This is a genomic window from Flavobacterium sp., assembly GCF_017985075.1.
Classification (GTDB): domain Bacteria; phylum Bacteroidota; class Bacteroidia; order Flavobacteriales; family Flavobacteriaceae; genus Flavobacterium.
On sequence record NZ_JAGNYF010000016.1, the window covers coordinates 16,495 to 42,923 of the forward strand.

The 26,429-nt window shown below is 29.6% G+C and carries 26 protein-coding genes and 1 other RNA gene; 17 read left to right on the forward strand and 10 right to left on the reverse strand.

Features of this window, described 5'->3' with window-relative positions; genetic code table 11:
* The first annotated feature begins 9 nt into the window (after window positions 1-9).
* The 3 genes from KA468_RS05030 to KA468_RS05040 all read left to right on the forward strand — a co-directional run bounded on the left by KA468_RS05030 (window position 10) and on the right by KA468_RS05040 (window position 2,148).
* Window positions 10-621, forward strand: a complete 612-nt coding sequence (locus KA468_RS05030; protein ID WP_291241843.1) for a DUF2238 domain-containing protein — start codon at window positions 10-12, stop codon at window positions 619-621.
* 118 nt (window positions 622-739) lie between these two features.
* Entirely contained in the window at window positions 740-1,300 is a 561-nt protein-coding gene (locus tag KA468_RS05035; protein WP_291241844.1) for a GNAT family N-acetyltransferase, read from the forward strand.
* Window positions 1,297-2,148 (forward strand): aldose 1-epimerase family protein, encoded by an 852-nt coding sequence (locus KA468_RS05040; protein ID WP_291241845.1) that lies wholly within the window; start codon window positions 1,297-1,299, stop codon window positions 2,146-2,148. Before KA468_RS05035 ends, KA468_RS05040 begins: the two co-directional genes overlap by 4 nt.
* A 3-nt stretch (window positions 2,149-2,151) precedes the next feature.
* On the opposite strand, the gene KA468_RS05045 is transcribed toward KA468_RS05040, so the two are convergent.
* Together KA468_RS05045 and KA468_RS05050 are read right to left on the reverse strand one after the other, a co-directional pair.
* On the reverse strand, window positions 2,152-2,610 hold the full coding sequence (locus KA468_RS05045; RefSeq protein ID WP_291241846.1) for an RNA methyltransferase: 459 nt from the start codon (window positions 2,608-2,610) through the stop codon (window positions 2,152-2,154).
* Between the two features lie 53 nt (window positions 2,611-2,663).
* Window positions 2,664-3,341 (reverse strand): Crp/Fnr family transcriptional regulator, encoded by a 678-nt coding sequence (locus KA468_RS05050; protein WP_291241847.1) that lies wholly within the window; start codon window positions 3,339-3,341, stop codon window positions 2,664-2,666.
* Between the two features lie 109 nt (window positions 3,342-3,450).
* Here KA468_RS05050 and KA468_RS05055 point away from each other — a divergent pair, with 109 nt between their 5' ends.
* From KA468_RS05055 to KA468_RS05090, 8 genes are all read left to right on the forward strand, one after another.
* Window positions 3,451-5,838, forward strand: a complete 2,388-nt coding sequence (locus KA468_RS05055) for a heavy metal translocating P-type ATPase metal-binding domain-containing protein (protein ID WP_291241848.1) — start codon at window positions 3,451-3,453, stop codon at window positions 5,836-5,838.
* Between the two features lie 88 nt (window positions 5,839-5,926).
* On the forward strand, window positions 5,927-6,088 hold the full coding sequence (ccoS, locus tag KA468_RS05060; RefSeq protein ID WP_291241849.1) for a cbb3-type cytochrome oxidase assembly protein CcoS: 162 nt from the start codon (window positions 5,927-5,929) through the stop codon (window positions 6,086-6,088).
* A gap of 9 nt (window positions 6,089-6,097) precedes the next feature.
* Window positions 6,098-8,275: a cytochrome-c oxidase, cbb3-type subunit I gene (gene ccoN, locus KA468_RS05065; protein WP_291241850.1), complete on the forward strand. Its 2,178-nt coding sequence runs from the start codon at window positions 6,098-6,100 to the stop codon at window positions 8,273-8,275.
* A 4-nt stretch (window positions 8,276-8,279) separates the two neighbouring features.
* The gene (locus KA468_RS05070) at window positions 8,280-8,450 is read left to right on the forward strand and encodes a CcoQ/FixQ family Cbb3-type cytochrome c oxidase assembly chaperone (protein WP_291241851.1); all 171 of its coding nucleotides are present in this window, start codon (window positions 8,280-8,282) and stop codon (window positions 8,448-8,450) included.
* A 12-nt stretch (window positions 8,451-8,462) separates the two neighbouring features.
* A complete protein-coding gene (locus KA468_RS05075) occupies window positions 8,463-9,392 on the forward strand; it encodes a cbb3-type cytochrome c oxidase N-terminal domain-containing protein (protein ID WP_291241852.1) in 930 nt (309 codons plus the stop codon).
* 71 nt (window positions 9,393-9,463) lie between these two features.
* Window positions 9,464-10,885 (forward strand): cytochrome c oxidase accessory protein CcoG, encoded by a 1,422-nt coding sequence (gene ccoG / locus KA468_RS05080; protein ID WP_291241853.1) that lies wholly within the window; start codon window positions 9,464-9,466, stop codon window positions 10,883-10,885.
* Window positions 10,886-10,909: 24 nt separating this feature from the next.
* Window positions 10,910-11,356 (forward strand): FixH family protein, encoded by a 447-nt coding sequence (locus KA468_RS05085; RefSeq protein WP_291241854.1) that lies wholly within the window; start codon window positions 10,910-10,912, stop codon window positions 11,354-11,356.
* 24 nt (window positions 11,357-11,380) lie between these two features.
* Window positions 11,381-12,082 carry a sulfite exporter TauE/SafE family protein gene (locus KA468_RS05090; protein WP_291241855.1) on the forward strand — a complete coding sequence of 234 codons (702 nt, stop codon included), beginning with the start codon at window positions 11,381-11,383 and terminating at the stop codon, window positions 12,080-12,082.
* Between the two features lie 128 nt (window positions 12,083-12,210).
* On the opposite strand, the gene hemN is transcribed toward KA468_RS05090, so the two are convergent.
* The 7 genes from hemN to KA468_RS05125 form a co-directional block, all read right to left on the reverse strand.
* Window positions 12,211-13,572, reverse strand: coding sequence for an oxygen-independent coproporphyrinogen III oxidase (hemN, locus tag KA468_RS05095; protein ID WP_291241856.1), 1,362 nt, complete (start codon window positions 13,570-13,572; stop codon window positions 12,211-12,213).
* A 111-nt stretch (window positions 13,573-13,683) separates the two neighbouring features.
* Window positions 13,684-14,499 carry a purine-nucleoside phosphorylase gene (locus KA468_RS05100; protein ID WP_291241857.1) on the reverse strand — a complete coding sequence of 272 codons (816 nt, stop codon included), beginning with the start codon at window positions 14,497-14,499 and terminating at the stop codon, window positions 13,684-13,686.
* A gap of 297 nt (window positions 14,500-14,796) precedes the next feature.
* A complete protein-coding gene (locus KA468_RS05105; RefSeq protein WP_291241858.1) occupies window positions 14,797-15,558 on the reverse strand; it encodes a DUF481 domain-containing protein in 762 nt (253 codons plus the stop codon).
* Window positions 15,559-15,567: 9 nt separating this feature from the next.
* Entirely contained in the window at window positions 15,568-16,779 is a 1,212-nt protein-coding gene (locus tag KA468_RS05110; protein ID WP_291241859.1) for an ion transporter, read from the reverse strand.
* A 17-nt stretch (window positions 16,780-16,796) separates the two neighbouring features.
* Window positions 16,797-17,528, reverse strand: coding sequence for a hypothetical protein (locus KA468_RS05115; RefSeq protein WP_291241860.1), 732 nt, complete (start codon window positions 17,526-17,528; stop codon window positions 16,797-16,799).
* Window positions 17,529-17,572: 44 nt separating this feature from the next.
* Complete coding sequence (locus KA468_RS05120; RefSeq protein WP_291241861.1) at window positions 17,573-19,363, reverse strand: P-loop NTPase fold protein; 1,791 nt, start codon at window positions 19,361-19,363, stop codon at window positions 17,573-17,575.
* A 61-nt stretch (window positions 19,364-19,424) separates the two neighbouring features.
* Window positions 19,425-20,549 (reverse strand): hypothetical protein, encoded by a 1,125-nt coding sequence (locus KA468_RS05125; RefSeq protein ID WP_291241862.1) that lies wholly within the window; start codon window positions 20,547-20,549, stop codon window positions 19,425-19,427.
* Between the two features lie 81 nt (window positions 20,550-20,630).
* Here KA468_RS05125 and KA468_RS05130 point away from each other — a divergent pair, with 81 nt between their 5' ends.
* The 6 genes from KA468_RS05130 (at window position 20,631) to KA468_RS05155 (ending at window position 26,262) form a co-directional block, all read left to right on the forward strand.
* Window positions 20,631-21,911, forward strand: a complete 1,281-nt coding sequence (locus KA468_RS05130; RefSeq protein ID WP_291241863.1) for a hypothetical protein — start codon at window positions 20,631-20,633, stop codon at window positions 21,909-21,911.
* A gap of 71 nt (window positions 21,912-21,982) precedes the next feature.
* Window positions 21,983-23,014, forward strand: coding sequence for a hypothetical protein (locus KA468_RS05135; RefSeq protein ID WP_291241864.1), 1,032 nt, complete (start codon window positions 21,983-21,985; stop codon window positions 23,012-23,014).
* A complete protein-coding gene (locus KA468_RS05140) occupies window positions 23,014-23,865 on the forward strand; it encodes an EamA family transporter (protein WP_291241865.1) in 852 nt (283 codons plus the stop codon). Before KA468_RS05135 ends, KA468_RS05140 begins: the two co-directional genes overlap by 1 nt.
* A 307-nt stretch (window positions 23,866-24,172) precedes the next feature.
* On the forward strand, window positions 24,173-24,364 hold the full coding sequence (locus tag KA468_RS05145) for a hypothetical protein (RefSeq protein ID WP_291241866.1): 192 nt from the start codon (window positions 24,173-24,175) through the stop codon (window positions 24,362-24,364).
* A 3-nt stretch (window positions 24,365-24,367) separates the two neighbouring features.
* On the forward strand, window positions 24,368-25,576 hold the full coding sequence (locus tag KA468_RS05150; RefSeq protein WP_291241867.1) for a hypothetical protein: 1,209 nt from the start codon (window positions 24,368-24,370) through the stop codon (window positions 25,574-25,576).
* An 11-nt stretch (window positions 25,577-25,587) separates the two neighbouring features.
* Window positions 25,588-26,262 carry a uracil-DNA glycosylase family protein gene (locus KA468_RS05155; RefSeq protein WP_291241868.1) on the forward strand — a complete coding sequence of 225 codons (675 nt, stop codon included), beginning with the start codon at window positions 25,588-25,590 and terminating at the stop codon, window positions 26,260-26,262.
* 38 nt (window positions 26,263-26,300) lie between these two features.
* On the opposite strand, the gene ssrA is transcribed toward KA468_RS05155, so the two are convergent.
* Window positions 26,301-26,429, reverse strand: a transfer-messenger RNA (tmRNA) gene (gene ssrA / locus KA468_RS05160); the annotation flags it as partial.

The following is a 26,429-nucleotide window of genomic DNA, read 5'->3' on the forward strand; positions in this document are numbered from 1 at the left end:
ACATCACTTATGTATAAAAACAATATACTTAAAATATACATCGTTTTATTCTTTATTGGATTACTGCTTTCAGCTATTCAACCTAAAGAATATTTCACTTGGTTTTTAGAAGTAATTCCAGCAATTGTTGGTTTTGTAATTTTAGTTCTAACCCATAAAAAATTTTCATTCACAAATTTTACTTACTTTTTTATACTTATACATTGTATTGTTTTATTTATTGGAGGACATTATACCTACGCTGAGGTACCATTATTTGAATGGATAAAAGAAACATTTGAGCAATCCAGAAATAATTACGACAAAATTGGACATTTCGCACAAGGTTTCGTCCCTGCGATGATTATCCGAGAATTGTTTATTCGAAAAAAAGTAGTTGCTAATGCTTCTTATTTCAATTTTATTATTGTTTCTATTTGTTTGGCAATTAGCGCCGCTTATGAATGGATAGAGTGGTGGGTTTCCATTTCTACAGGAGAAGGAGGCGATGCTTTTTTAGGTACGCAAGGTTACATTTGGGACACACAATCCGATATGCTTTTAGCCACAATTGGTGCTGTTTGTATGATATTGTTTTTTAGTAAAAGTCAAGACGTTTCAATATCAAAAATTAATAGTTGAAACACAGATTGTAGAAATTATTAAAATTTTAGAAATCAATAAAAACCTGCGAACTTTGCGAAAATCTTTGCGAACTTTGCGGTTAAATAAAATACAATATTTATCAAAATTAAAAAATATGCTTGCCATAAATTTTCAACCCTTTCCAATTTTGGAATCTGAACGATTGGTTTTAAGAAGACTTAAAGACTCAGATGCTCCAGAAGTTTATAAAATAAGAAGTAGCCCAGAAAGAATGAGATTTGTACCACGACCAATTCTACAAAATGAAGGTGAGGCTTTGGCGATGATTCAAATGATGAACTCTAAAATTGATGAAAATACCGATATTAATTGGGGTGTTTGCTTAAAAAATTCAGATGAACTAATTGGCTTTATGGGGTTTTATAGAGTACAACCAGAAAATTATCGTACCGAGATTGGATATATGATTTTACCAGAATATGATGGAAAAGGATATGTGTCTGAAGCTGTAAAAGCTATGCTGAATTATGCCTTTATTACTGCCGGATTTCACACTGTTGAAGCAGTTATTGATCCAAATAATACCGCTTCAGAAAAAGTATTATTAAAAAATGGTTTCAGAAAAGAAGCGCATTTTGTGGAGAATTTTTTCTGGAATAATGAATTTATAGATTCAGTACATTATGGATTATTAAAAAAAGAATTTAAAAAATGATAATTACAATTACAAACTCACAACTTACAGCAACCATAAATACACTAGGTGCCGAATTAATTTCATTAGTTAAAAACAATAAAAATTACATCTGGAATATCGATGAAACGTATTGGGATAAAACCTCACCGGTATTGTTCCCTATTGTTGGTCGTTTGAAAAATGATAGCTATTCATTTAATGAAAAAACGTATCAATTACCACGACACGGATTTGCCAGAAATATGGAATTTTCATTCGATAAAAAAAGCGATTCTCAAGTTATTTTTGAACTTAATGAAACCGAAGAAACAAAAGCAATTTATCCTTTTAGTTTTAAGTTTTTAATGGCATACACTTTAATGGAAAACGAATTAGTTATTGAATATTTTGTACGAAATCAATCGGATGAAGTACTTCCTTTTTCTATTGGAGCACATCCTGCCTTTGCAATTTCAGATAAATTTGAAAATTATTCATTAGAATTTAATTCAGCAGATACTTTTGAAACGCACCATTTAGAAAATGAAAGTTTTAATGGAAAAACAACTTTGGTCGATACAAAAAACAACACTATAACTTTAAATTACGCTTTATTCGAAAAAGATGCGTTAGTTTTTAAATCGTTAAAATCAAATGAAGTTATTTTAAAAAATAAAGACAAATCGATTTTAAAAGTAAATTACGATCATTTTCCATATTTAGGAATTTGGACCAAACAAAATGCTCCATTTTTATGTATTGAGCCTTGGTGTGGTTTAGCAGACGGTTTAAATCATAACGGAAATTTAGAAGAAAAAGAAGGAATAAATCATTTACCAGCTGGTGAAGATTTTTTAAGAGCCATCCGAATTGAAATTTTAGAATAAGTATTAAATTCTGGGTTTATTCAGGCCTCTGTCGTATAATATTATACTTCCAGCAACAGAAACATTTAAACTTTTTTCAGATTTAAATTTTACTAAATGGTGGCATTTTTCCATAGCTTTTTTCGTCATTCCGTGATCTTCTGCGCCTAATAAGTATACACATCGTTGTGGATGATGAAAGGTTTCTAAATCTACTGCGGCATCATCTAGTTCAACGCCAACTAATCTTGCGCCTTTAGGTAAGTTTTCGTAAAATGCTTCAAAAGTATCATAATGAAAATAAGGAATTGCTTTTACTGCGTTGTGTGTATCGCAAGCTTGTTTAGCATACCGTTTTCCAATAGTGAAAATAAAACTCGCACCAAAATTCTGAGCCGAACGCCAAAGCATTCCTAAGTTTTCAGGTGTTTTTCCGTTTTGTATGCCTATTCCAAAAAATTCGTTTATAAAATTATCGTTCATATTGTGGTATGTAAAATAAACAGTAGATTAAAAGTCTATAATCTTTTATCTATTTAAATTAGTCTTTGTAATTCTTTTTTATTGGAAAGGGAAATTTTTTTGCCTTGTAAAGAAATCCAACCTTCTTTGTTAAATTCAGATAATAATCGAATACAACTTTCAGTAGCCGTACCAATCATTCCAGCTATTTCTTCTCGAGATAATTGAATTTTTAAACTTCCATCTTCGTGAATACCAAAGTCGGTTTCTAATTTAAGTAAGGTTTCTGCCAAACGTTGTTTTACTGTTTTTTGTGCCAAATTCACCATATTATCATCAGCATCTTTTAAATCGCCACAAACCGATTTCATCATATTTAATGAAAACTGATTATTTTCGTTAAAAAACTGTAATATTTCTTGCTTTGGAATAAAACAAACTTGCATATCTTCCACAGCAACAGCACTTAAATTAGTAGATTCTTCACTAATTAACGAACGTTGTCCTAAAAGTTCCCCTTTTTTTACGAGTTTCACAATTTGATCTTTTCCGTTATCGCTAAGTTTTGATAATTTACAAATACCGTCTTTTATACAATAAATGCCATTTAAGGCATCTCCTTCGTCAAAAACTGTTTCTCCTTTTTTTACGGCGTATGACGTTTTACAATCAGCAATTTTCAATAACTCATCTTTATTTAATGCCTTTATAGCACTAAATTCTCTAACAATGCATTGTTCACATTTCCCCATAAAAACAAAATTAGTTGCAGTTCATACAAATTTACAAATTGTATGACAAATATCATATTTTACTTATGAACAATATTTCAACTTTGTATTAGGTAAAATGAGCATTATTATGGACAATAAAAATTGTTTTCATTGTGGTAAGGAATATACTGCAAAAGAAGAAATACAATTTGACGAAAAATCATTCTGTTGTGTAGGATGCAAAACAGTATATGAAATATTTAGTCAAAATAATTTAACGTGTTATTACGATTTTCAATCGGCTCCTGGAGCCACACCATTAGAAATTAATGGTAAATATGATTTTTTAGATGATGAAAAAATTCAATCCAAATTATTGGAATTTCAAGAAAATTCAATTTATATTGTTTCCTTATACATACCACATATTCACTGTAGTTCATGTATTTGGATTTTGGAAAATTTACAAAAACTTCAAAAGGGAATAAGCTCTTCTCAGGTTAATTTTACACAAAAAAAAGTTCGTATCACCTATAATTCAGAACAAACCAATTTAAAAGACATCGTTTATTTGTTGTCTTCCATTGGTTATGAACCGTATATTAGTTTAGAAAATTACGAAACAGGTACCAAACAAATTGATAGAAGTTTAATTTATAAATTAGGAATTGCTTTTTTCTGTTTTGGAAACATTATGCTTTTATCGTTTCCAGAATATTTTGAAGTAGATGAGTTTTGGATAAACAAATATCGAAATTTCTTCAGAACGCTAATTTTCTTTTTATCCTTGCCTTCTTTTTTATATTCGGCAAGTGGTTATTACATCTCAGCTTATAAAAGTATTAAATCGAAAATGTTAAATATTGATATTCCTATTGCTTTAGGAATAATTGTCATGTTTGTACGAAGTGTAATTGATATTACGTTTGATTATGGACAAGGATTTTTTGATAGTTTAACTGGATTGGTTTTCTTTATGTTGTTAGGGAAATTATTTCAACAAAAAACATATGATTTTTTATCATTTGAACGCGATTTTAAATCCTACTTTCCAATTGCCGTGACGAAAATCAATCAGAATGGTGAAGAAGAACCTTGCCAAATATATGATGTAGAAAAAGGTGATAGATTAATTATCAGAAATCAAGAATTAATTCCAGTTGATGGCATATTAATTTCTCCAAAAACAGCATTAGATTATAGTTTTGTTACTGGTGAAGCCATTCCAATTGAAAAAAAATCGGGCGATAAAGTTTTTGCAGGCGGCAAACAAATGGGCGGAATTATTGAAATGGAAGTATTGTTTTCTGTTTCACAAAGTTATTTAACGCAATTGTGGAGTAATGATGTTTTTCAAAAAAAAATAGACCAAAAACACAAATCGATTACAGATAAAGTAAGTCAGTATTTCACTCCCGCTTTGCTTATTTTGGCTTTTGGATCCTTAATTTTTTGGCTGTTTATAAATGCGTATTTAGCGTTTAATGTTTTCACTGCAGTGCTAATTGTAGCATGTCCGTGTGCATTGGCTTTAACCGCGCCTTTTACTTTAGGTAATGTGTTACGAATTATGGGAAATCATAAATTGTATTTAAAAAACGCACAAGTGATTGAACAAATGGCAAAAGTAGATACAATTGTTTTTGATAAAACAGGAACCATTACGTCGTCTTTAAAATCAACTATAGAATATACAGGTACAGATTTATCCGATAAGGAACTTGCAAATATTAAAAGCATTGTCAGAAATTCAAATCATCCTTTAAGTAGAAAACTATATGCGTTTTTACCTCAATCTGAAATAGTAGCAATTAATTCATACGAAGAAATTGTAGGAAAAGGAATGTTAGCTTCAGTTGAAAATGTTTCATACAAAATAGGTTCTCTTTACTTAATGAATTTAGAATTAGAAATTGAAAAAGATAAAAATACTAAAGTGCATATTGAAATTGATTCAGAATATAAAGGCTATTTTGCTTTCAACCATCAATATAGAGAAGGGTTAAATACTTTATTCAATCAGTTGGATAAAAATAACTTCAAAACTGTGGTTTTATCTGGTGATAACGATGGTGAACAAGAGTATTTGCAATCCGTTTTGCCACAAAATACCACATTAGTTTTCAATCAAAAACCTGAGCAAAAATTAGAATATATCAAGAAACTTCAAAATGAAGGTAAAAATGTTATGATGGTTGGAGATGGATTAAATGATGCAGGCGCTTTAGCTCAAAGTAATATTGGAATCGCACTTTCAGAAAATGTTAATGTTTTTTCACCTGCTTGCGATGGTATAATGGACGCTTCGCAATTTCAAAAATTGTTTCATTATATACAGTATTCTAAAAACGCTATGAAAACCATTTATATGAGTTTTGGTCTTTCGTTACTATATAACTCAGTAGGATTAGCTTTTGCTTTAACAGGTAAATTATCGCCATTGTTTGCAGCTATTATTATGCCTATGAGCGCCATTACGATTGTGAGCTTTGTAACCATATTGAGTAAATTTTACGGTAAAAAAATCAAATCGTAATTCGTAAATTAAAATAAATTCAATATATGATAAATATCATATTTAGTTACATCTCGCTAATCTAAATTTGTTTAAAACTTATAGAGGTATGAGTATCATATATTTTCTTATAACTATTAGCATCTTAATAGCCATTGTGTTTTTAATCACATTCATATTAGCCGTAAAAAACGGTCAGTTTGATGATGATTACACGCCATCGGTTCGTATGCTTTTTGATGATGAATTAAAAAAAACTAAAACTAAATAAACATTAATTATGGAAATGCAACAATTTCGTTATGATAATAAAATCGTTCGTAATTTTATTTATGCATCGCTACTTTTTGGAGTAGTCGGAATGTCAGTAGGATTATTAGTAGCGTTCTTTTATCTTTTTCCAAATTTAACTGACGGTATTCCGTGGTTAAGTTATGGTAGATTAAGACCTTTACATACCAATGCAGTAATTTTTGCGTTTGTTGGTAATGCCGTTTTTGCAGGAGTATATTACTCTTTACAACGTTTACTAAAAGCCAGAATGTATAGCGACTTTTTGAGTCAGGTTAACTTTTGGGGTTGGCAACTTATTATTTTAGGTGCGGCTATTACATTACCGATGGGAATTACTACATCAAAAGAATATGCCGAATTAGAATGGCCTTTTGACATCGCTATTGCTTTAGTATGGGTTGCATTTGGTATCAATATGATTGGAACTATTGTTAAGCGTAGAGAACGTCATATTTATGTTGCTATTTGGTTTTACATCGCCACTTTTGTTGCAGTTGCCTTATTACATATTGTAAATAGTATTGCAATACCTGTTTCATTAACAAAAAGTTATTCAGTATATGCAGGCGTTCAAGATGCTCTGGTGCAATGGTGGTATGGTCATAATGCGGTAGCGTTTTTCTTAACCACTCCGTTTTTAGGATTAATGTACTATTATTTGCCTAAAGCAGCAAACAGACCGGTATATTCATACAGATTATCAATTATCCACTTTTGGTCTTTAATTTTCTTATACATCTGGGCAGGTCCGCACCATTTATTATATTCTACCTTACCAGATTGGGCACAAAATTTAGGTGTGGTATTTTCAATTATGCTGATTGCTCCATCTTGGGGAGGTATGATTAATGGGTTACTTACATTAAGAGGTGCTTGGGATAAAGTAAGAACTGATGCCGTTTTAAAATTCTTTGTAGTTGGAGTAACAGGTTACGGAATGGCAACATTTGAAGGTCCAATGTTATCGCTTAAAAATGTAAATGCGATTGCACACTTTACAGATTGGATCGTAGCACACGTTCACGTTGGCGCATTAGCTTGGAATGGTTTCATGACATTTGGTATGATTTATTGGATTATACCAAGAATTACTAAAACAAAACTATATTCAGAAAAATTAGCCAATTTTCATTTTTGGATTGGAACATTAGGTATCATTTTATATGCATTACCAATGTATGTTGCAGGTTTTGTACAGTCATTAATGTGGAAACAGTTTAATGAAGACGGAACCTTAGTGTACGGTCAGTTTATGGATACTGTTGTTGAAATTATGCCAATGTATGCAATGCGTGCTGTTGGTGGTGTATTATACTTAACAGGTGTTTTAGTTGGAGTTTACAACGTAATTAAAACAGTAAAAGCAGGTTCAGCTGTTACAGATGAAGAAGCAGAAGCAGTTGCGCTACCAGTAATCGCATCAAGCAGATTGAGAAATGAAAAATTACACGCTTGGTTAGAGCGTAAACCAGTTCAATTTACAATTCTTACAGTTCTTGCTGTTTCAATTGGAGGATTAATTCAAATTGTACCGATGTTAATTGTTAAATCTAACATTGCTACTATTACAAGTGTAAAACCATACACACCATTAGAATTAGAAGGTAGAGATTTATATATCAGAGAAGGTTGTAACAATTGTCACTCTCAACTGGTTCGCCCATTTAGAAGCGAAGTAAAACGTTACGGTGAATATTCTAAATCAGGAGAATATGTGTATGATCATCCTTTTTTATGGGGTTCAAAAAGAACAGGTCCCGATTTAATGCGAGTAGGTGGTAAATATCCTCATAGTTGGCACTTTAGCCATATGTGGAATCCACAAGCTACCACAACAGGCTCTATAATGCCAGCGTATAAATGGATGTTTGATAACAAGAAAATGAAACACGACGACATTCAGAAGAAAATGAGTGTTATGAAAACGTTAGGTGTTCCTTATACGGATGCTGAAATAGCTAATGCTTTTGTTAGTATTGAAAAACAAGCTACTGAAATTGAAAAGGGGTTAGAAACCGATCCAAATTTCTCTAAATCGTATGCCGCAAGTAAAGAAAAAGCAAAAATTACAGGTGAAACTTTCGTACAAATGAAAGATAGAGAAATTGTAGCTTTAATTGCTTATTTACAACGTTTAGGAACAGATATTAAAGTAAAAAAATAGGACTATGTTGAAATTTGTAAAACACAACTTAGAAGGAATTAATGGAGTAGAAATTTATCCGATAATATCGTTAGTAATTTTCTTTATCATATTTATTTCCTACTTAGTGTACGCTTTGTCTTATAGCAAAGAACAAGTGAAAATTATGAGTGAATTACCTTTTAACGAGAAATAAAACAACAAGATTATGAGAAAATATATTCCAGTTTACATTAGGTTTCCGTTTTTTTACCTAATTGTTTTTGCCTTATCAGAATATTTTATTGATTCTGGAGACCGTCCAGCTTTTGTAAAATATCCAATAGTGCCATTAATGCACGTATTATTAATTTTCATTTTTATAGTAATAGAAGTGATATTGAATGCAGTAGACAATGTGTCGTATCAATTATTATCAGATGAAGCCAAAGTGCAATTTGATATTGATAAAGCAAAACCATTTACTCAATCCGAGTTGTATAAAAAATGGATGTTTAAAATTTCGGCTTTAAAACCAATTGAAGATGAGAAAGACATTCAATTAGATCACGATTATGATGGAATTAAAGAATTAGATAACGGTTTGCCGCCCTGGTTTACGGGTTTGTTTTATGCTACAATTGTGTTTGCGTTGGTATATTTAGTTCGTTTTCATATAGTTGGAGATTACACACAAGACCAAGAATATGTAATGGACAATGCTTTAGCTGAAAAGAAAGTAGAAGAATACAATAAAACCGCTCCAGATTTAATGAATAAAGAAAAAGTTACTTTACTTACTGAACCTGCTGCATTAGCCGAAGGAAAAGCCATTTTTACAACCAATTGTGTGCTTTGTCATAAAGCAGATGGTGGTGGTGCTATTGGTCCAAATTTAACAGATAAAAACTGGATTTTAGGTGGTGGAATTAAAAACTTATTTAACACCATTACTGAAGGTGGACGACCTGGAAAAGGAATGGTAGCTTGGAAAGAAAGTTTAAAACCAACAGAAATTCAAAAAGTAGCAAGTTACGTTTTATCACTTCAAGGGACTAAGCCAGCCGCTGGAAAAGCACCTGAAGGGGAAGTTTGGAAAGAAGAAGGTACTCCTACAACAGCAAAAGTTGAGGTGGTAGATACGATTGCAAAAAAATAAACACTAACAATTTGGGTATGCTTTGTTGTATACCCAAATTTGTTTCAGCAGTAATGCAAAATATAAAAAAAATGTCGAATATTGAAGACGATAGTTTCCGTGATTCCATTGGAACTATAAACGAAAAAGGAAAGAGAAAATTTATTTTTCCAAAGAAACCACAAGGTAAATATTACGATAGAAGAAAGGTACTAAGTTATGTATTATTAACGTTTTTACTTTCAAGTCCGTTTATTAAAATAAATGGCAATCAGTTCTTGTTATTTAATGTATTAGACCGCCGATTCAATATTTTTGGAATGCCTTTTTGGCCTCAAGATTTTTACTTGGTCGTAATTTTAATGATTACAGGTGTAGTTGGATTAACGTTGTTTACAGTAGCTTTTGGTCGAATATTTTGTGGTTGGTTTTGCCCGCAAACTATTTTTATGGAAATGGTTTTCAGACGAATTGAATATTGGATAGATGGCGATAGAGGAGCTCAAATAAAATTAGAAAGTCAAGAATGGAACGCAGAAAAAATTAGAAAACGCGTACTAAAATGGTTCGTGTTTTTGATTATTTCTTTTGGTATTGCCAATGTGTTTTTAGCATATTTAGTTGGAAGCGATACACTTGAAGCGATGATTATTGAAGGGCCACTAAGTAATGTAAAAACATTAGTAGTATTATCCATTTTTACAGGAATTTTTTATTTTGTTTTTACTTGGTTTAGAGAACAAGTTTGTATTATAGCTTGTCCGTACGGAAGGTTGCAGGGTGTGCTTTTAGACAATAAATCCATTGTTGTAGCTTACGATTATGTTCGTGGAGAAAGTGAAAATGGAAGAGCTAAATTTAAGAAAAATGAAGACCGAAAAGAACAAAAAATTGGTGATTGTATTGATTGTCATCAATGTGTAAATGTTTGTCCTACTGGAATTGATATTCGTCACGGTACACAATTAGAATGTACCAATTGTACGGCTTGTATGGACGAATGTGATTTGATGATGGAGAATGTGAATTTGCCTAAAGGATTAATTCGTTATGCAAGTGAAGTGGAAATTTCAAAAAAAGAAAAATTCCAATTAACCACAAGGATGAAAGGATATATTGCTGTTTTAGTGATATTAACAACCGTGATGGTGTCGATGATTTTATTGCGAACAGAAGTTGACACGAAAATTTTAAGATTATCAGGTCAGTTGTACGAAGAAAAAGGGAAAAACATCAGTAATGTATATACGTACAGAATCATCAATAAAACGAATGATAATTTAAAAAACATTACTTTTAAGTTGATTCATCCCAAACAAGGAACATTAAAATTAATTGGAAAAGAAACGTTGCACGTTGAAAAAGCTAATGCTGCAACAGGAACTTTATTTGTTGAAATTCCATTAGTTTTATTGGAAACGGATAATACGAAAATTAATATTGAAGTATATCAAGGAAATAAAGTTATAGAAACTATCACTACTAATTTCTTAGGTCCAAGAACATTTAATTAAAAATATAAATAAAATAAAACAATTATGAAATTTAACTGGGGAACAGGCGTAATTATAGGATTTGGAAGCTTTATGACTTTTATACTTTTTTTTGTGTTTTTGGTGCAATCAAATTCAAAATATGATAATGAATTAGTAGCTGATGATTACTATAAACAAGAAAGTAAAGTGCAAAGTGATATTGAAAGTCAAAAGCTTTCAAACGCCTTAAAAACAAAATTGAAAGTAGTAAAAACTTCAGAAGGCATTCAAGTATATTTTCCTGAAGATATAGATTATAAAAAAATAAAAGGAACTATTTCCCTATACAGACCGTCAAATCAAAAGTTGGATTTTGAAATGAAAATTTCTTTATCAAGTCCAATAATGCTCATACCTAATCATAAATTGATTGGCGGTCTTTGGGAAATATCTATAAATTGGAAAGTAGATGAGGTTCCTTATTTAAATAAGGAAACGGTTTATTTTTAATTTACGATTTGAATTATAGAAAAAATGCTTTATTCTGCGCTAATATTTGGGTTTATAAGTAGTTTGCACTGTGTTGGTATGTGTGGGCCAATTGCTATGATGCTCCCAATAGATCAAAATAATTCATTTAAAAAATGGAGCCAAATTGCTACTTATCAACTGGGTAGAGTAGTGGCTTATGCTTCTTTAGGTTTGCTATTTGGTGTTTTAGGTTCTGGTTTTTTCTTTGCTGGATTTCAACAGCAATTATCTATTTTAGTTGGCGTTTTAATGATTTTAATTGCCATTATTCCTGAAAACAAATTAGCACAGTATAATTTTTCAAAACCCATATACAAACTAATTTCTACTGTTAAAACACAATTAGGACTACAATTTAAAAACAAAAGTTATAAATCGTTATTTCTAATTGGACTTTTTAATGGGTATTTACCTTGCGGAATGGTATATGCTGCTCTGTTTGGGGCTATGGCTATGAATCACGTTTTTTTAGGAAGTTTGTATATGATTTTATTTGGATTAGGCACCATTCCTTTGATGACTGTAGTAGTTAATTTATTAAAAAGTACCTCGTTTGCTTTTTATACTAAAATTCAAAAAGCCATTCCGATAGTTATCATTTTTATTGGGATATTATTTATTGTAAGAGGTTTTGGTTTAAATATTCCATATGTTTCTCCTAGCTCAATGAATTTACATATTCAGTCAGAAGTAAATTGCCATTAAATTTTTGCCACCAAGCCATAATGTCAAGAAGTTGTTTTTTACACTCGGATTGAAATGATTTAGGATTACGTTTAGTTAGTAATATTTTTTTAGACCTGACAGGTTTCAAAAACCTGTCAGGTCTTTAGTTAAACCGTCATTGAAAATAATTCTGTTTGTGGCACCGCTCTTTTTAATCTTAAATCGAAAGCCATACAAATATTTCTCACAAATGCTTTTCCTAAATCAGTAACAATTAGTTTTTTATTTTCAATATAAAGTAATCCATCTAATTGCATTTCGTAAAGTGAATCCAAAACATCATAAATTTCTGTAAAATAAGTAGATTCATCGTTCCAATTCGTTTCAAAATGGCACATTAAGTTTAAAATATGTTGACGAATTACTACATCTTCAGAAGTTAAATGATGCCCTCTAAATACAGGTAAATTATTGCTATTAATTTTTTGATAATACGTTTCTAACGATTTTTCATTTTGTGCAAAACTATTCCAGCTATCACTAATTGATGACACACCTAAACCAATCATTAGTTCCGTTTTCGAAGCGGTGTATCCCATAAAATTTCGATGTAGTGTTTTGTTTTTAAATGCTAAATACATTTCATCAGTAGGCAGAGCAAAATGATCCATACCGATTTCTATGTAACCCATTTCAAGTAGCATTTTCTTACCTAATTCATATAATTGTCTTTTTGTATCACTTTGAGGAATGTCTTCATCTTGAAATCCACGTTGACCGTTTCCTTTTAGCCAAGGCACGTGTGCGTAACTATAAAATGAAATCCTATCAGGCAAAAGCGATTTTGTTTTTAATATTGTGTCTTCAATATCCTGAAGTGTTTGAAAAGGTAATCCGTAAATTAAATCGTGACCTATAGAAGTATAACCTATTTCTTTCGCTAATAAAGTTACTTTTGATACATTATGAAAAGATTGCACTCTATGAATTGCAACTTGAACTTTTGGGCTATAATCTTGTACGCCAAAACTGACTCTTCGGAAGCCTAAATTATATAAAGTTTGCAAATGTTCTTTTGTAGTATTGTTTGGATGTCCTTCAAAACTAAAAATGTAGTTTTCAGCTTTATTTGCTGTTTCAAAAATACCTTCAAGTAATAAAGTTAAATTTTCTGCAGAAAAAAAAGTTGGCGTTCCGCCTCCCAAATGAATTTCTTTAATATTCGGTTTTCTTGAAAATAAATTGCAGTACAAACGCCATTCTTTTATTACGGCTTGTATATAAGGCAATTCTACTTCGTGACGTTTAGTAATTCGTTTGTTACAACCACAAAAAGTACATAAACTTTCACAAAAAGGCAAATGAATATATAAACTTATGCCTTCTATTTGGTTCGAAATTTTAAACGTTTCTGTTAGATTTTGAATCCATTTTTTTTCTGAAAACGCATCTTCTTCCCAAAAAGGAACTGTTGGATAACTGGTATATCTGGGACCAGGCACATTATATTTTTGTATCAATGACGACATAACTTTATGAATTTATCACAAAACTATGGGTATTCACGCTAAATATTTATGATAAATATCATACGAAGAAAGTAATGTTAATTTGAAATAAAAATAGATTTAGAAATCCAATTACGTGTAAGAACAAATTAATTCTTTAATTAATGTTCTAATTTGAGGTTCGGCATTTTTGGCTGCTTTCAAAACTTCTTCATGTGATACACTTTCCATATTTTCTTCATTTCCCATATCGGTAATAACAGAAATTCCAAACGTTTCCATATCCATATGACGTGCAACGATTACTTCAGGAACAGTGCTCATTCCTACGCAATCGCCACCAATATTTTTTATCATTTTATATTCGGAAAGTGTTTCATAAGTTGGGCCTTGTAGTGCAACATATACACCTTCTTCTATCTCTATGTTTTTAATTCTTGCAATCTCTTTTACTTTTGCAATCATATGGTGGCTGTATGGCTCACTCATATTTACAAATCTTGGTCCTAACCGGTCATCGTTTATTCCTCGTAAAGGATGTTCAGGCATCATATTAATATGATTTGTAATTAAAACAATTGAGCCTACTTTATATTTTGAATTGACACCACCAGAAGCATTAGATACTATTAATTTAGAAACACCCAAATATTTCATTACCCTAATGGGAAAAGTTACTTCCTTCATACTATGTCCTTCATAATAATGAAAACGGCCTTGCATTGCGATTACTTTCTTAGTTCCAATAGTTCCAAAAAGTAAAGCGCCTTTATGACCATCAACAGTAGATGTAGGGAAATTTGGTATTTCAGAATAAGGAATGGTAAATTCAATGGAAATATCTTCTGCAAAATCTCCTAAACCGGATCCTAAAACCACTCCGTATTCTGGTGTGAAATTTGTTTTTGCTTTTATGAATTCACACGTTTCGTAAATTTGATTTAACATGTTTTGAAGTATTTATTGACTCAAAAATACGAAAATTTTAGTATTTTTTTTAATAAAATTTGTAGAATTTTTTGTAGGAATCATTCTACAAATTTGTATCATTTATTTTATTTAAGTTTGACAAATGTTTTTGCCCCCAAATTGCATATTATAAAATCTCCCCAATTTTATAATAAAACAGAAACATTTATGCTAGATTTTTTCAGCATAGTTTTGTTAAAAGACTTCAAGGATACTTGAAGTCTTTTTTTGTTTTATAGTTTAAAAAGTTTTGAATCAGAATCACATCTTTTGGTATTAATTAAATCCCAAATCATAACTAAATCCAAATAATATTTGTGAATCTGTGTTTTTTATTTCAATGTAAGGTGTAGAGTGAAAACGATATCTTATTGTGGTATATATTTTAAAATGCTCAAAATTATAACCTATTTTAGGTTCTAAATACATACGATAATCTTTAAAATCTTCCGAGTTGAGTTGGTAATAAAACACGGTATTGTTTTGTAATTTATCAGTAATTCTAAAGTTGAAAAAAGAACTAAAACTATATCTGTAATTTATAATATGTACTTCCTCGTTACTATTTTTTAAATACATTTCGTTTTCATAAAATGGACCAAAGGCAACATCTAAGTAGTTTTTATCTTTTCTATAAATATTTTTACGATATCCAATTCCAATTAAATACCGACTATTCAGCGATAAAGAAACTGCTTTTTGTCCTTGTACAAATGAATATAAAGAACTGTTTTTTAAGGAATAACTGTATCGTAATTGACTTGTGTAATCTGATGAAATTACCTCTTTGTCTTGTGAAATATATTCGTAATTAAAAAACAATCGAACTAAATTTTTATCTTTCTTAAACGCAAGTTGATTGGCAGAATTAAATTGTGTTAACTCAATATTTCCAGTTGTATAATTTCCGTCAAAACTTGTTGTAAGTACAAAAGTACTATCTAATTTACTCGACATACTCTCAGTATTTACTATAGATTGTGCCTTAGCGAGAGATCCAAATAATATAAAACAAATGATTTGTATTTTATTTTTCATAACTAAATTTTAAATAGCATCATCTTTAAATATACTTGCAAAATCTGAAATATATTGATAGTATGCTGCATCGTTTGATTTTAATATTGAGACATTAACATGAAGCATTAGTAAGTCGTTTTTAGTTTTATTCTGAATAAAATTTGCTATATGATTTTTTTCAGGTATACCAACAGTAGCATGTTTAGCTATTGATTTTTCGTATTTTTCAGAAATTAGTTTTGCTTTATTAAAGTATTGATTTAATTTTTCTATATCTGAAAAATAAATACCATTATCAAAACTAATATCACCTTTTTCGGCACCAATATTAAATTGCATTAAATACTCGTTATTACCTGCGTTTACTAAAAATATGCAAATCCCATCATCCTCTTGCATAATTGTTGAAATATCCTTTTTAATTTCCTTTAAAGCTGTTTCCGAAACCAACTCTTCAAAGTAATTTTCATTATTAATCATATTAAGTCTGTGCTCTTCTAATAATGTAAATTGACCAAACTTCTCATTTGATATATAATTTGCTTGAAGTACATCGGAAATTGCAAGACCAAAATGACCAAAAAAAGGTTGCGTAAAAGGGTAAAGGTTTACTATTGTTAATTTAGAATTCCTGTTAATGCATTGGCCATAAGTTCTATTGAGATTTATGTATTCTAATCCAACAGTATTAATGCCATCTATATTTACATTAGTTATTTTAAACTTTTTTGAAAATTCACATACTTGTAAAACAGTACTCTCAGATATTCCCATTTTGTATTTAATGTCACTAATACTCAACCATTTTCTTGGTAAATGTGATACATTTAGTTCTCTTTTGATTTTTATTACAGGCGCTAAGTATTCTACAGTAAAAGCACTTTCTAATTTTGCTTCGAGAGCTGTTAATTTTTTTAATAACTTATCATTTTCTATTTCTTCAATAAAACCAGATGCAATAATACCGGCTGGAAGCGCAAACATTCCGACTCCAAGAATGGCAATTAATCCAGATAAAAATTTTCCTGCAGGAGTGATGGGGTTAATATCTTCACCTCCAGTAGAAGTTAGGTATTTATCGATTCCCCACCATAATGAAGTATAAAGATTTTCAAATGATTTAGGTTGTGCTTCGTGTTCTAAAAAATACATTAGTACTGATGCAATGATAATTAAAACCAGAATCATTCCCAATGATACTGTTAATTCAGTTTTCTTGTTTTTAATTGCTTTTATCATAAAATAAATTCCAGGTGTTATAAGTTGTATCTTATAGGATTTGCTGCCCCTTTTTTCTTTAGATGCGCAATTGATTTATTTAAATAGAGGTCTTTTATTTCTCTTGGAGCGTCTTCTCCATTAAACCCCCATCTTCTATTTATTTTATTATTTTCTGTTGCAGCGGCATACCAATTGTTGATTTTAAAAACGCCTATAATTATACCTTGAAATTCAGATAATGCATATTCTAATTCATTAATTCGATTTTTATTAATTACCCAAGATTCTTTAGTAGCTGCGTAAATGGCATTGTTTGAGTTTTTTACTTTTGCATATTGTCTGTTAATATTAATAATCACAACATTATGTAATAAATTTTCAAGTTTTGGTGCATTATATTGTCTAATTAATTCATCAGTAGTTTTAATACCATAAAAACCACTATTATGACCAGACACTTCGTTTGTTAATTTATTTAAATTAAAATTATGATAATCAATTAAAGTAGCTTCAACTAAAAACGCTTCTTTTTCTGTAAGTCCGTGACGTATAATTAAATGTTGGATATCCAATTTTTTGTCTAAAATTTCTTTAATTTCAGTTTTTTTCAACGAATTAATTTCACTTTTATTTTCAAGAACTTCTTGCTTATGGGCAAATACTCTATTGTCAATTCCTTTACCGATATAAAAGACTTTATTTGTTAATGGATTTACTAAAGCATAGACGTAAAAGCCTAATTTAGTTACGGTTAAATTATCAAACATACTTAATTGATTTCGTTAGTGTTTTTTAAATATTTTTTCTCTTATTACTTATAATTTAAGGATAAGAAGTCTTTAAATTCAGTAGGATTTAATTCTTTTGAAACTTTAAATACTTTTTGATTTCCATTGTCTTTTTCTAAGCTTAAACCCTTAGGATAAGATGTGTTTGATAAATTAAACAATTCAATTGATATTAATTCTGTTTGTTTTGGCGGATTATTAAGCTTAGCAAACACATTACTATTTTCAAATTTAATGTAACTGCCTAAAATTGTAAATTTTCCAGCAGTTGAATTGGTAATTGCCAATAATGTTTCGAAAACAATTTGATATGTTTTTAATTTTATTTCAAGCCCCTCTTTTTTAGCCCCGTTTGCAATTAATTCTTGTTTTATGATGTCAATTTTTGTTTTTATATCAGAAAAAATAGTTTTGTTACCTCTTTTTTCAACCACACCTTTCATGTTTACATCGTCATCAACATTCGTAATTGAAGCAAATTTTAATGCCATTACTGTTTTTTCATCTAATACTTCGGGTCTATTTTCGAATTTATTTCTCAAGAAATTAAACAATTCCAAGATGTTAAAAACTTTAGATTTTAAATACACATCATTTTGGCAAGCACCATATATAATTTGTTCCCAATCTTCATCTAATTTATCATTATCACCATATTTTTGAATATCCAGTTTAACGCCGTCTAAATTGATATTATTTTTATTAGCAAAACCTTTATCCCAATCATAAATATCAGGCATTTGAGTAATTAATCTAAAAATTTTAGGATATGATATTTGCACCCCAATCATTGCAAATAATATCAAATCATCTTCAGAGTCTGGAGGGTTGTCTCCAAAATCGGATGCATCATTTTCAAAATCAGAGTTTCTTAGATTTCTTAACAATGAAAATGAATTAATATATCTTTTTAAACTTCTTGGATTAAATCCAATAGTATATTTTACAACATTTGTATATGAATCATTAAGTTCTTCTGGAATTCCGATAGATAAGGAACTTAATTTTTCAGACAGTAAATTACCCATATCATAAGTCCCTGTTGGCATCGAAAACGGAACTTGAATGATTTTATCAAAAAAGGAACGAAATTCGCGTTCATTTTCTTCGGTTTTTTTACCAAATTTCGATTCTAAACCTTTTACAACTACATCATAATCAATTGCCAATACAAATACACAATTTGGTACGTCAAATAAGTTTTTTAAACTTTCTAATACTTCTACAGCTTGATCTGGTGGGATACGATCTAAATCATCAACAAGGAAAACTACTTTTTTATAATCATTATTTGGATCCTCTATTAAATTTGCAATAATAATTTCAATTTCTTTTTTTATCTCAGCAATTTCGGCTTGCTCTCTATTGGCTTCTTCTCGAACAATAGCACCTTTTATATCTACACCTGTTTGATTTGCTATTACTTGATTTGCTACGTTTCCAAAAAATGAAAAAACTTTTTTCATACCCGCCTCAGTCTTCTTTTCAATAGTCCAATTTTCTCCACAACTCAACTTTAAATTGGTAAGCATACCTTTTAAAATGGCAGGCGTAGTTTCAGCCGGATTTCTAAACATACTATATTCCCAAGTGTTTACCCAAGAAGTTGCTATGTTTTCACGTTTAAAATGCTCTAAAAGCATATAAAGCATTGACGTTTTTCCGGTACCCCATTCGCCTTGTAGACCAACAGTTAAAGGCGTATCGCCTTGTTTGATGAAATTTGATAAAACAGCACTGTAACGCGACATTTTTAATTTATCCTCATCATTTTTTTCGATAGGTTTGTCAGTAATACAAGATTTTAAATCCATAGGGTATAAAATTTATTTTTATATAATTAGTCTTAGATATTTTCTCATTCAAGAGTTAGTTTTATTTTTGTAAACGATATCTGATTTCATAATGAAATGTTTTCTCGTAAAGCGCTACAACATCTAACCAAGCATAAGTATCAGAGAAGGAACTTGTAGATTGAAGACCAATGTAAGAAAAGCCCGAATAAGGTTTTTTTACCAGTCCAACCCGACTTTGTGTAGAAAATGCACTATTATTAATATCGTATTTAAATGCACTTGCATATTGCTTTCCAGGATATTGTAAAAATTTCTTTATTTCTTTTTGTTTATCAAAAAAGAACACATTTAACGTATAATCTTCGTCTTTTTTTGGTGGGAAAAGCGAATTAAGTATTTCACGACTTAAACTGGTGCTTTTTTCTTCTGATTCCCAAAGCGGTAATCCAAAAACTTTTACCTTTTTGGAGATTCTATTTACGTCGTTAAATAACCTTCCGTCTTCTCTTTGAGTTTCGTCTTCACCTGATATTCTTAGGGTGTATATAAATTCAACCGTATTTTTAGGAATTTCTATGGGTACATATACTTTGCTTTCACCAGACATAGAAAAAGTACTTGATACGATAAATTTCTTAGGTTGGTTAAATACTTTTTCAAATGCCATTGTAGTTCCAATTTTACTTTTATTGGTTTTTTTACCTACAACAACAGAGTCGCGAATTAATTTCGCCTTACTTAAGTAATTATCTACACTTCCAGATTTTCTTGAAACTTCTAAATTATAGTAGGATTCTTTTGGAAAGTAAATTTTAACAGAAAACGGATTATCAAAGAACACATCGTAAGTAAAATCAACATCAGATGTTTTTTTAAATGTTTTTACGATTCGTCCACTGCGTTGCTCTACGATTGAAAAAAACTTTACTTGATTGTCAGAATTAAATTTAATTTGAATCGTATCTTTACTTAAACCAAAAAAATCTTTTACAATAAAACTATCAGCTGTAGCCAATTCACCTTGATCTGAAATAACATTTTCGAATTTTAAATCTTCTAAAGTGATTTTTTTTGTAACTTCTACGGTTTCTTTTTCTTCTTTATTATTCGTTTTTGTAGTTGCATTTTCATCGTTTTTTTTACTACATGAAATCAGCAATAAAGCAGCAATTATAATGATAATATTTTTTTTAGTCCCAATCATAATTTTGATTTTTTAATTTAATATTTAATACTTCAAATTTAAATTAATAATTATTATATTTAGCCCAAATATAGCCCAAGTATGTATAACGATTATTCTCAATTACTGATTGATGTTCAAAAAAAATCCAATATTACGGTTACTACCATTAGAGATGTAAAGTATTTAAAGGAAGAATTAGATGCGGTTATAAACAAACCACTTGGTTTTAATACATTAAGAAGATTGTTTGGTTTTTTAGATAGAACCGTTCCTTCGCTTGCGACTTTAAATACGTTATCAATTTATCTTGGTTTTTCATCGTTTTCTAGTTATAAAAACAATCAATCCAATTATAGTGAATGGTATTTTCAACAGAGTTTATTGCGTATGCAGAAGCTAAAAATAATTGGGGAAGAAGAAATCAATAAAATCAATATTGGATTGTTAGACGAAAAAAATATTGTATTTCTAGCGTATTTTTTATCATTTCAAATTGAAAAAAATAATATAGAAATTCTAAATGCTGTTTTTAAATATGTTGATTTTAAACAAGTGACAGGTACACAATTTCATAAATTCTCTACTACCATTTCATTGAGTTTGTTAAATATACCAGAGAAAAAATCATTATCTATCTATGAAGCACTAATTCATTATGATACTTTTAGAAATAATATTCCATTACTTTTTATAGACTATACAAATTTAAATTCAAGGTATTATAAAATTCTTAGCATTATTGAAAAAAACGCAGCAAATGAATCAGATATTTTCTTTGTTTCATTAATGCGATTTTATAAGAATTATTATTCTGAAATAGAGTCTTTTTTAGATTATGAATTGAAAAAACCAACAGATTTTTCTAGTTTTCATTCCGTATTAAAAGGAAGGTTTTATGGATATTGCATTTTACAATCGCAAAAAGTAAGTCCGAAATTAAAAAAAGAAATTTTTGATGAATGCAGTTTCAATCGAGTAAGTTTTTTCTTAGAAGAAATCATTCCAGCTTTAATTATTAAAGAGGAATATGATATTCTAAAAGAAATTATGGATAAACATTACGAGGAATTATTTGAGTCCGATATTTGGTCATCTACCACAACTAGTGCAATTTATTTAATTGGATTATCAAATAGTAATTGGTATGCAGCTTCATATGCAAGGGCAAAAAGAAACTTAGAATTAGTAGATTTGGAATTGGTTGAAATTGGCTATTATGACTACTTATCTTTGTTTTACTATTATACCAAATTAAAAATTAGTTTTTCAGAAAAAGCAATTGAAACAAATCATAATGCCTTAAAAAACATAAAACTTCATGTTAAGAAAACAGGATTTAAATTATTTCTTTCATTAGTCAAAGGATTTAGTTTGAGATAAACGTTTAAACTTGAACTAACTTGAACTGTAACTTTCATTTATATTTTATAATTTTATAAAAAATAAAAAATATGTATTACGATAAGATTTTGCTAGATAAAATATTTAACAAAACAGGTATCTATATCACTAATAAAAACGAGTGTAAATTATTAAGTCAGATTATTGCTAGTGAGAAAAAAGGATACTTATCGGAATCTACTTTATATCGTTTTTTTCTTAGTCCAAATGGTAAACATAAGCCATATAAAAATACGTTAAATATATTGGCTCAATTCTGCGGATATGCTTCTTGGGATAACTTTGTGAATTATTGTGATAGTGTGCATTTATTTACGGATGCTAATTTCTTAAACAAGACCTTCGATACAATTATTACTGATTTTGTAAATCAAGAGAAATTTAACTCTTTAATTGATGTTTTTGATAGTGTGTCACACGAAAATTATAAAACTAAAGAATATTTAGGACTTCGGGCTTTTATATCATTTCAAAAAAACACATCGTTTTCAACTTTTGTTAAAAAATATGGGCAGCATGATTTTGTAAGAAATATTCTTTTAGAAGCTTTATACGATCCTTTTCACCGAATTCTAGGCTATACAGATAGTTTTCAGTATTATTTAGATTTAACAAATCCAAATGATACTAATTATTTGCAAGATTATATTTTTGCGAATGCAGTTTTGTTTCGTTATTTTTATTTTAATGATATTCTAAAAGCTAAAGAAATCGGAAGAAAACTTTATGATTTTCCCATTAGCTCCATTGAATTTGATGCGATTTATATATTTCCAAAAGCTAGATATGTAGCATATAAAATGTGGTATTTGCATCTAAACGAAGCTAAGAAAAATACTTTAATAGATTATTTAGATGAAGTTTGTTATTTTATTGAAAATGAATTTAATAAATCCAATTTAATTATTGAGATAAATATAGTTTATGAAACCTTTATTGAAGTTGTTCAACAACTTAATTTAGTGCAACTAGAACAGAAGATTAATACACTTTATGACACAAAAATTAAATCGCTAAATATTAATAACTTAGCATTAGTTAGAACTTTACATTCAAATGGTTTATTAAATATATTAAATTAATGTTGTACATATTACTATCCATATTTTTATTTTCATTTAATAATGTTTTGTGGAAAAAAAACTTAGAAAAACTACCAGTTTCATTTTTGGTTGCATACCGTGCTTTTTTTACAAGTACTATTGCATTAAGTCTTTTTTTTTATTTTCATAGCGAAACAATTGTAAGTCATCATTTGATTTTACGAATTACAACCGGCTCTATTTTTGGTGTAATTGGGTTGTTTTCTATGCTTTCTGTAATCCAAAAAGCGTCGTTACAATGGTTGGGTATTTATAATTTATTGGGTATTGTTTTTACTTCCCTGTATTTATGGTTTTTTGAGAAAGTTGTGTTTACGCAATCTATTTTTGGATTGATTTTAATACTTATGGGTTTTATTTTTTATATATACTCCAATAAAGAAACTCAGATAAAAATCACAATAAAACAACATGCCTTATTGCTTTTAATGACAATAAGTTTTTCAATATCTTCATTAGTACATTGGAAAAATTTAAAAAGTGACATTCCGCCATTATTAATTATTTCCAATCAGGAGATAGTTGTTTTTATTACCGCTTTTGTCTTAACGATATTTAAGTTTAAAACAATAAAAATTAAAGAAGTTTGTAAAAATTATTTTTTAAGAGTCATACTAATGGCGTTTATTATTTTTCTAGCCTTACTTTTTAGTTTTTTAGGATTGAAAATTACGAATCCTGTTGTTTCAAGTGTCTTGTTTTTGGCTAGTCCGTTAACTACTATTTTATTATCTACGTTGATATTTCGTGAGCAACTTACGCTTAAAAACGGAATGGCAATTTTAATCATTGCTACAGGCGCATTTATTTTACATTATTATTCTGTTTAGAAAAGTAAAGTATTTGTTTTGATTTTCCATACACACTGTTTTTGTGTATAGCTATTTTAGGACAAGACACTTTTTTTATAGTCGTTTTGGTAGTAAAGTTTACTTTTCGGCAAAAAGTTACCTTTTTTGCAACTGGAATTTGATGCAATTTCTTTTACTTACAAACTTGAACCAACTTAAACTAAATCCACATAATTATACTTCTTATTTTTACAATAATTAAATAAATTGTGGAGACCAGAACCCACATAAAAAAACGGGGCGTATTCTGAAAAGCCACAAGAGTAAGAGTAGAAATAAATTTATTATGGCAAAATTTATATTAACAAAAAAAAGATCAGCCGCTTGGGAAACATTAAAAGAAGGAGAAACAATTGTTATTGAAATATCATCTTCTTCACTTCATTATTCTGATGTAAGTAAGTACTTAGAAAAAATCGGAAAGAAGCCAAAGTCTATGGAATTGAATTTATCGTCATTTGACGTTCAAAAACTATAATGAATGATTCAATTAAACACAGTCTATTCAATAGATAATGGAGTAAATTCGGTAATATTTACTGAAGGTAATAAAGGAAGCATCACTGGAACTCATAATGATGGTACGATGACTGGTTTTCAGGAAGGAAATGTATTTAAAGGAACATTTCACAATACGAAAGTGAATGCATCTGGTTTGATTGAAATTACTTTTCATGAAAGTGGTTTTGAAGCCAAATGGAAAAATGGAATGGAACCAGGACCTATGCGTGGGAAATGGGTTGGTGAAATAGAAAACACATCCGATACTGATCAAAAATCAAATTCAAATGAGCAGGATGTTGTAGAAATCACCTTAAGTGGAAGAATTCCAAAGTACTTTTTTGGATTGTTAAAAGCTGATTTTAGGGATGAAGTAAAGTCAATCATTGAAATGTCTATTCCTGGACTATCAAATGAACAAACATTATTGACTGCAATTTTAAAAACAACTTTAGAGGATTATGAAGATGATCGAGCGTATTTGGAGGAGTTATTGAAACGTGATGAAATTGTAGAGCAGTGTCCAAACCTAGTTGCACTCTATCAAGAGATTGAAGAATATAACTTAGATCATTTCGGCTTGTATGAAGCTCTTTTCGATACGGCTGACTATTGGCCTGGTGGAACAGGATTTGTTAGTTTCTTTGAAGACGATTGTAAGATTTCGATTTCTGTTAATGGAGAGATTGCTTTGAAAGAAATTTCTTTAGGTGAATTCTCGAAAATAAGTTCAGGGTATCATACTGAAAATGGACCTGAAAATGAAACAGAAAAAAGTATTGATAAACTATTAAAAGATTTTATTGCTACTAATATACATGATTTTGGGTTATCAGAAGATATGGGAGTAAACTGCAATAAATTAGGCGTAATGTTTGCATTAGAATGGTTTGTACCTCCTGTATTAGAAGATGTTTGCGATAGAAAATATAATGTAACCATTCAACATGACGACATTATTGATTATACTTTTTATTTTGAAACTGTGAATTTTGATTTCAAAAAGTTATTGTTTCTGACATATGCGAACTATGCTGATTTTCGAAATAATTCTTCAACAACCTTTGCAAATTATATTTTTTACGATAACGAAATTGTCACACCAGATGAAACATGGCATCGCGACAAAGGAATTGAACTAGAATATGAACCTAGAGGGACAAGTCTGGATTTTTTAATTAACGGATAAAAACAAAATTAATGAGTAATTTACAAATTGAAGAATTATATAAAAAAAGATATAATTTTCAAGACTTTTACGAAATAGCTACTACTTTAATCAATCAAAATAAATTGTTTAGTAATGGAAGTAATCAAAGCGTTCAAAAGGAAAAAATTGAATGTCAAAATGGTGATGTTCGAGTTGATTTACCGATAAGTTTTGGTTCGGAAAAGGCAACGTATCGATTGGCTATTTTAGGATTAGAACCAAGAGATTCCAATTCAAAATACAATATAAACCGTTCTGGTAAGTTTGTTTTTGGCACTCCATTTGGAATAGAATATTGGACAGAGAAAAATAAATATTATAGATGTTTCGAATCATTATTTCAAAGACAAGATTGTTATCTATATTTTACAGATGTTGTAAAAGAATATGAAGTAAAAGATTCCAAAGGTGCTGCGGATATTAATGCCAGAAAAACATTTTGGACAAAAGCAGCGCTAGAGGATAATATTGCCTTCTTAAAATCGGAATTTGATATTATTAAACCAACTCATATTTTAGCACTGGGTATTGATACTCACGCTTTTTTAAAGCTGCATTTTGGAGATAAACTAGTACAAGTTATTCATCCAAACGCAAGACAAAATCAAGAATCAAAATTAAACGCTTGGGAAATTGCTAAAAAGCAATTGAATGATATTTTTTAAAATAAAAACCCTGTAAAATAAGTATTTTACAGGGTTTTTTGTGGAGTCGGAGAGAATCGAACTCTCGTCCAAACAAGCCATCAAAAAGCGTTCTACATGTTTAGTTTTTGTTTAGATTTTCGACAAAATAGCTTGGCCAAAAACAGCCACTATTCGCTTAACTTTAT

Coding starts and splice junctions, on each gene's coding strand:
- KA468_RS05030 (WP_291241843.1), top strand. CDS start 10: ATGTATAAAAACAATATACTTAAAATATACATCGTTTTATTCTTTATT.
- KA468_RS05035 (WP_291241844.1), top strand. CDS start 740: ATGCTTGCCATAAATTTTCAACCCTTTCCAATTTTGGAATCTGAACGA.
- KA468_RS05040 (WP_291241845.1), top strand. CDS start 1,297: ATGATAATTACAATTACAAACTCACAACTTACAGCAACCATAAATACA.
- KA468_RS05045 (WP_291241846.1), bottom strand. CDS start 2,610: ATGAACGATAATTTTATAAACGAATTTTTTGGAATAGGCATACAAAAC.
- KA468_RS05050 (WP_291241847.1), bottom strand. CDS start 3,341: ATGGGGAAATGTGAACAATGCATTGTTAGAGAATTTAGTGCTATAAAG.
- KA468_RS05055 (WP_291241848.1), top strand. CDS start 3,451: ATGGACAATAAAAATTGTTTTCATTGTGGTAAGGAATATACTGCAAAA.
- ccoS (WP_291241849.1), top strand. CDS start 5,927: ATGAGTATCATATATTTTCTTATAACTATTAGCATCTTAATAGCCATT.
- ccoN (WP_291241850.1), top strand. CDS start 6,098: ATGGAAATGCAACAATTTCGTTATGATAATAAAATCGTTCGTAATTTT.
- KA468_RS05070 (WP_291241851.1), top strand. CDS start 8,280: ATGTTGAAATTTGTAAAACACAACTTAGAAGGAATTAATGGAGTAGAA.
- KA468_RS05075 (WP_291241852.1), top strand. CDS start 8,463: ATGAGAAAATATATTCCAGTTTACATTAGGTTTCCGTTTTTTTACCTA.
- ccoG (WP_291241853.1), top strand. CDS start 9,464: ATGTCGAATATTGAAGACGATAGTTTCCGTGATTCCATTGGAACTATA.
- KA468_RS05085 (WP_291241854.1), top strand. CDS start 10,910: ATGAAATTTAACTGGGGAACAGGCGTAATTATAGGATTTGGAAGCTTT.
- KA468_RS05090 (WP_291241855.1), top strand. CDS start 11,381: ATGCTTTATTCTGCGCTAATATTTGGGTTTATAAGTAGTTTGCACTGT.
- hemN (WP_291241856.1), bottom strand. CDS start 13,572: ATGTCGTCATTGATACAAAAATATAATGTGCCTGGTCCCAGATATACC.
- KA468_RS05100 (WP_291241857.1), bottom strand. CDS start 14,499: ATGTTAAATCAAATTTACGAAACGTGTGAATTCATAAAAGCAAAAACA.
- KA468_RS05105 (WP_291241858.1), bottom strand. CDS start 15,558: ATGAAAAATAAAATACAAATCATTTGTTTTATATTATTTGGATCTCTC.
- KA468_RS05110 (WP_291241859.1), bottom strand. CDS start 16,779: ATGATAAAAGCAATTAAAAACAAGAAAACTGAATTAACAGTATCATTG.
- KA468_RS05115 (WP_291241860.1), bottom strand. CDS start 17,528: ATGTTTGATAATTTAACCGTAACTAAATTAGGCTTTTACGTCTATGCT.
- KA468_RS05120 (WP_291241861.1), bottom strand. CDS start 19,363: ATGGATTTAAAATCTTGTATTACTGACAAACCTATCGAAAAAAATGAT.
- KA468_RS05125 (WP_291241862.1), bottom strand. CDS start 20,549: ATGATTGGGACTAAAAAAAATATTATCATTATAATTGCTGCTTTATTG.
- KA468_RS05130 (WP_291241863.1), top strand. CDS start 20,631: ATGTATAACGATTATTCTCAATTACTGATTGATGTTCAAAAAAAATCC.
- KA468_RS05135 (WP_291241864.1), top strand. CDS start 21,983: ATGTATTACGATAAGATTTTGCTAGATAAAATATTTAACAAAACAGGT.
- KA468_RS05140 (WP_291241865.1), top strand. CDS start 23,014: ATGTTGTACATATTACTATCCATATTTTTATTTTCATTTAATAATGTT.
- KA468_RS05145 (WP_291241866.1), top strand. CDS start 24,173: ATGGCAAAATTTATATTAACAAAAAAAAGATCAGCCGCTTGGGAAACA.
- KA468_RS05150 (WP_291241867.1), top strand. CDS start 24,368: ATGATTCAATTAAACACAGTCTATTCAATAGATAATGGAGTAAATTCG.
- KA468_RS05155 (WP_291241868.1), top strand. CDS start 25,588: ATGAGTAATTTACAAATTGAAGAATTATATAAAAAAAGATATAATTTT.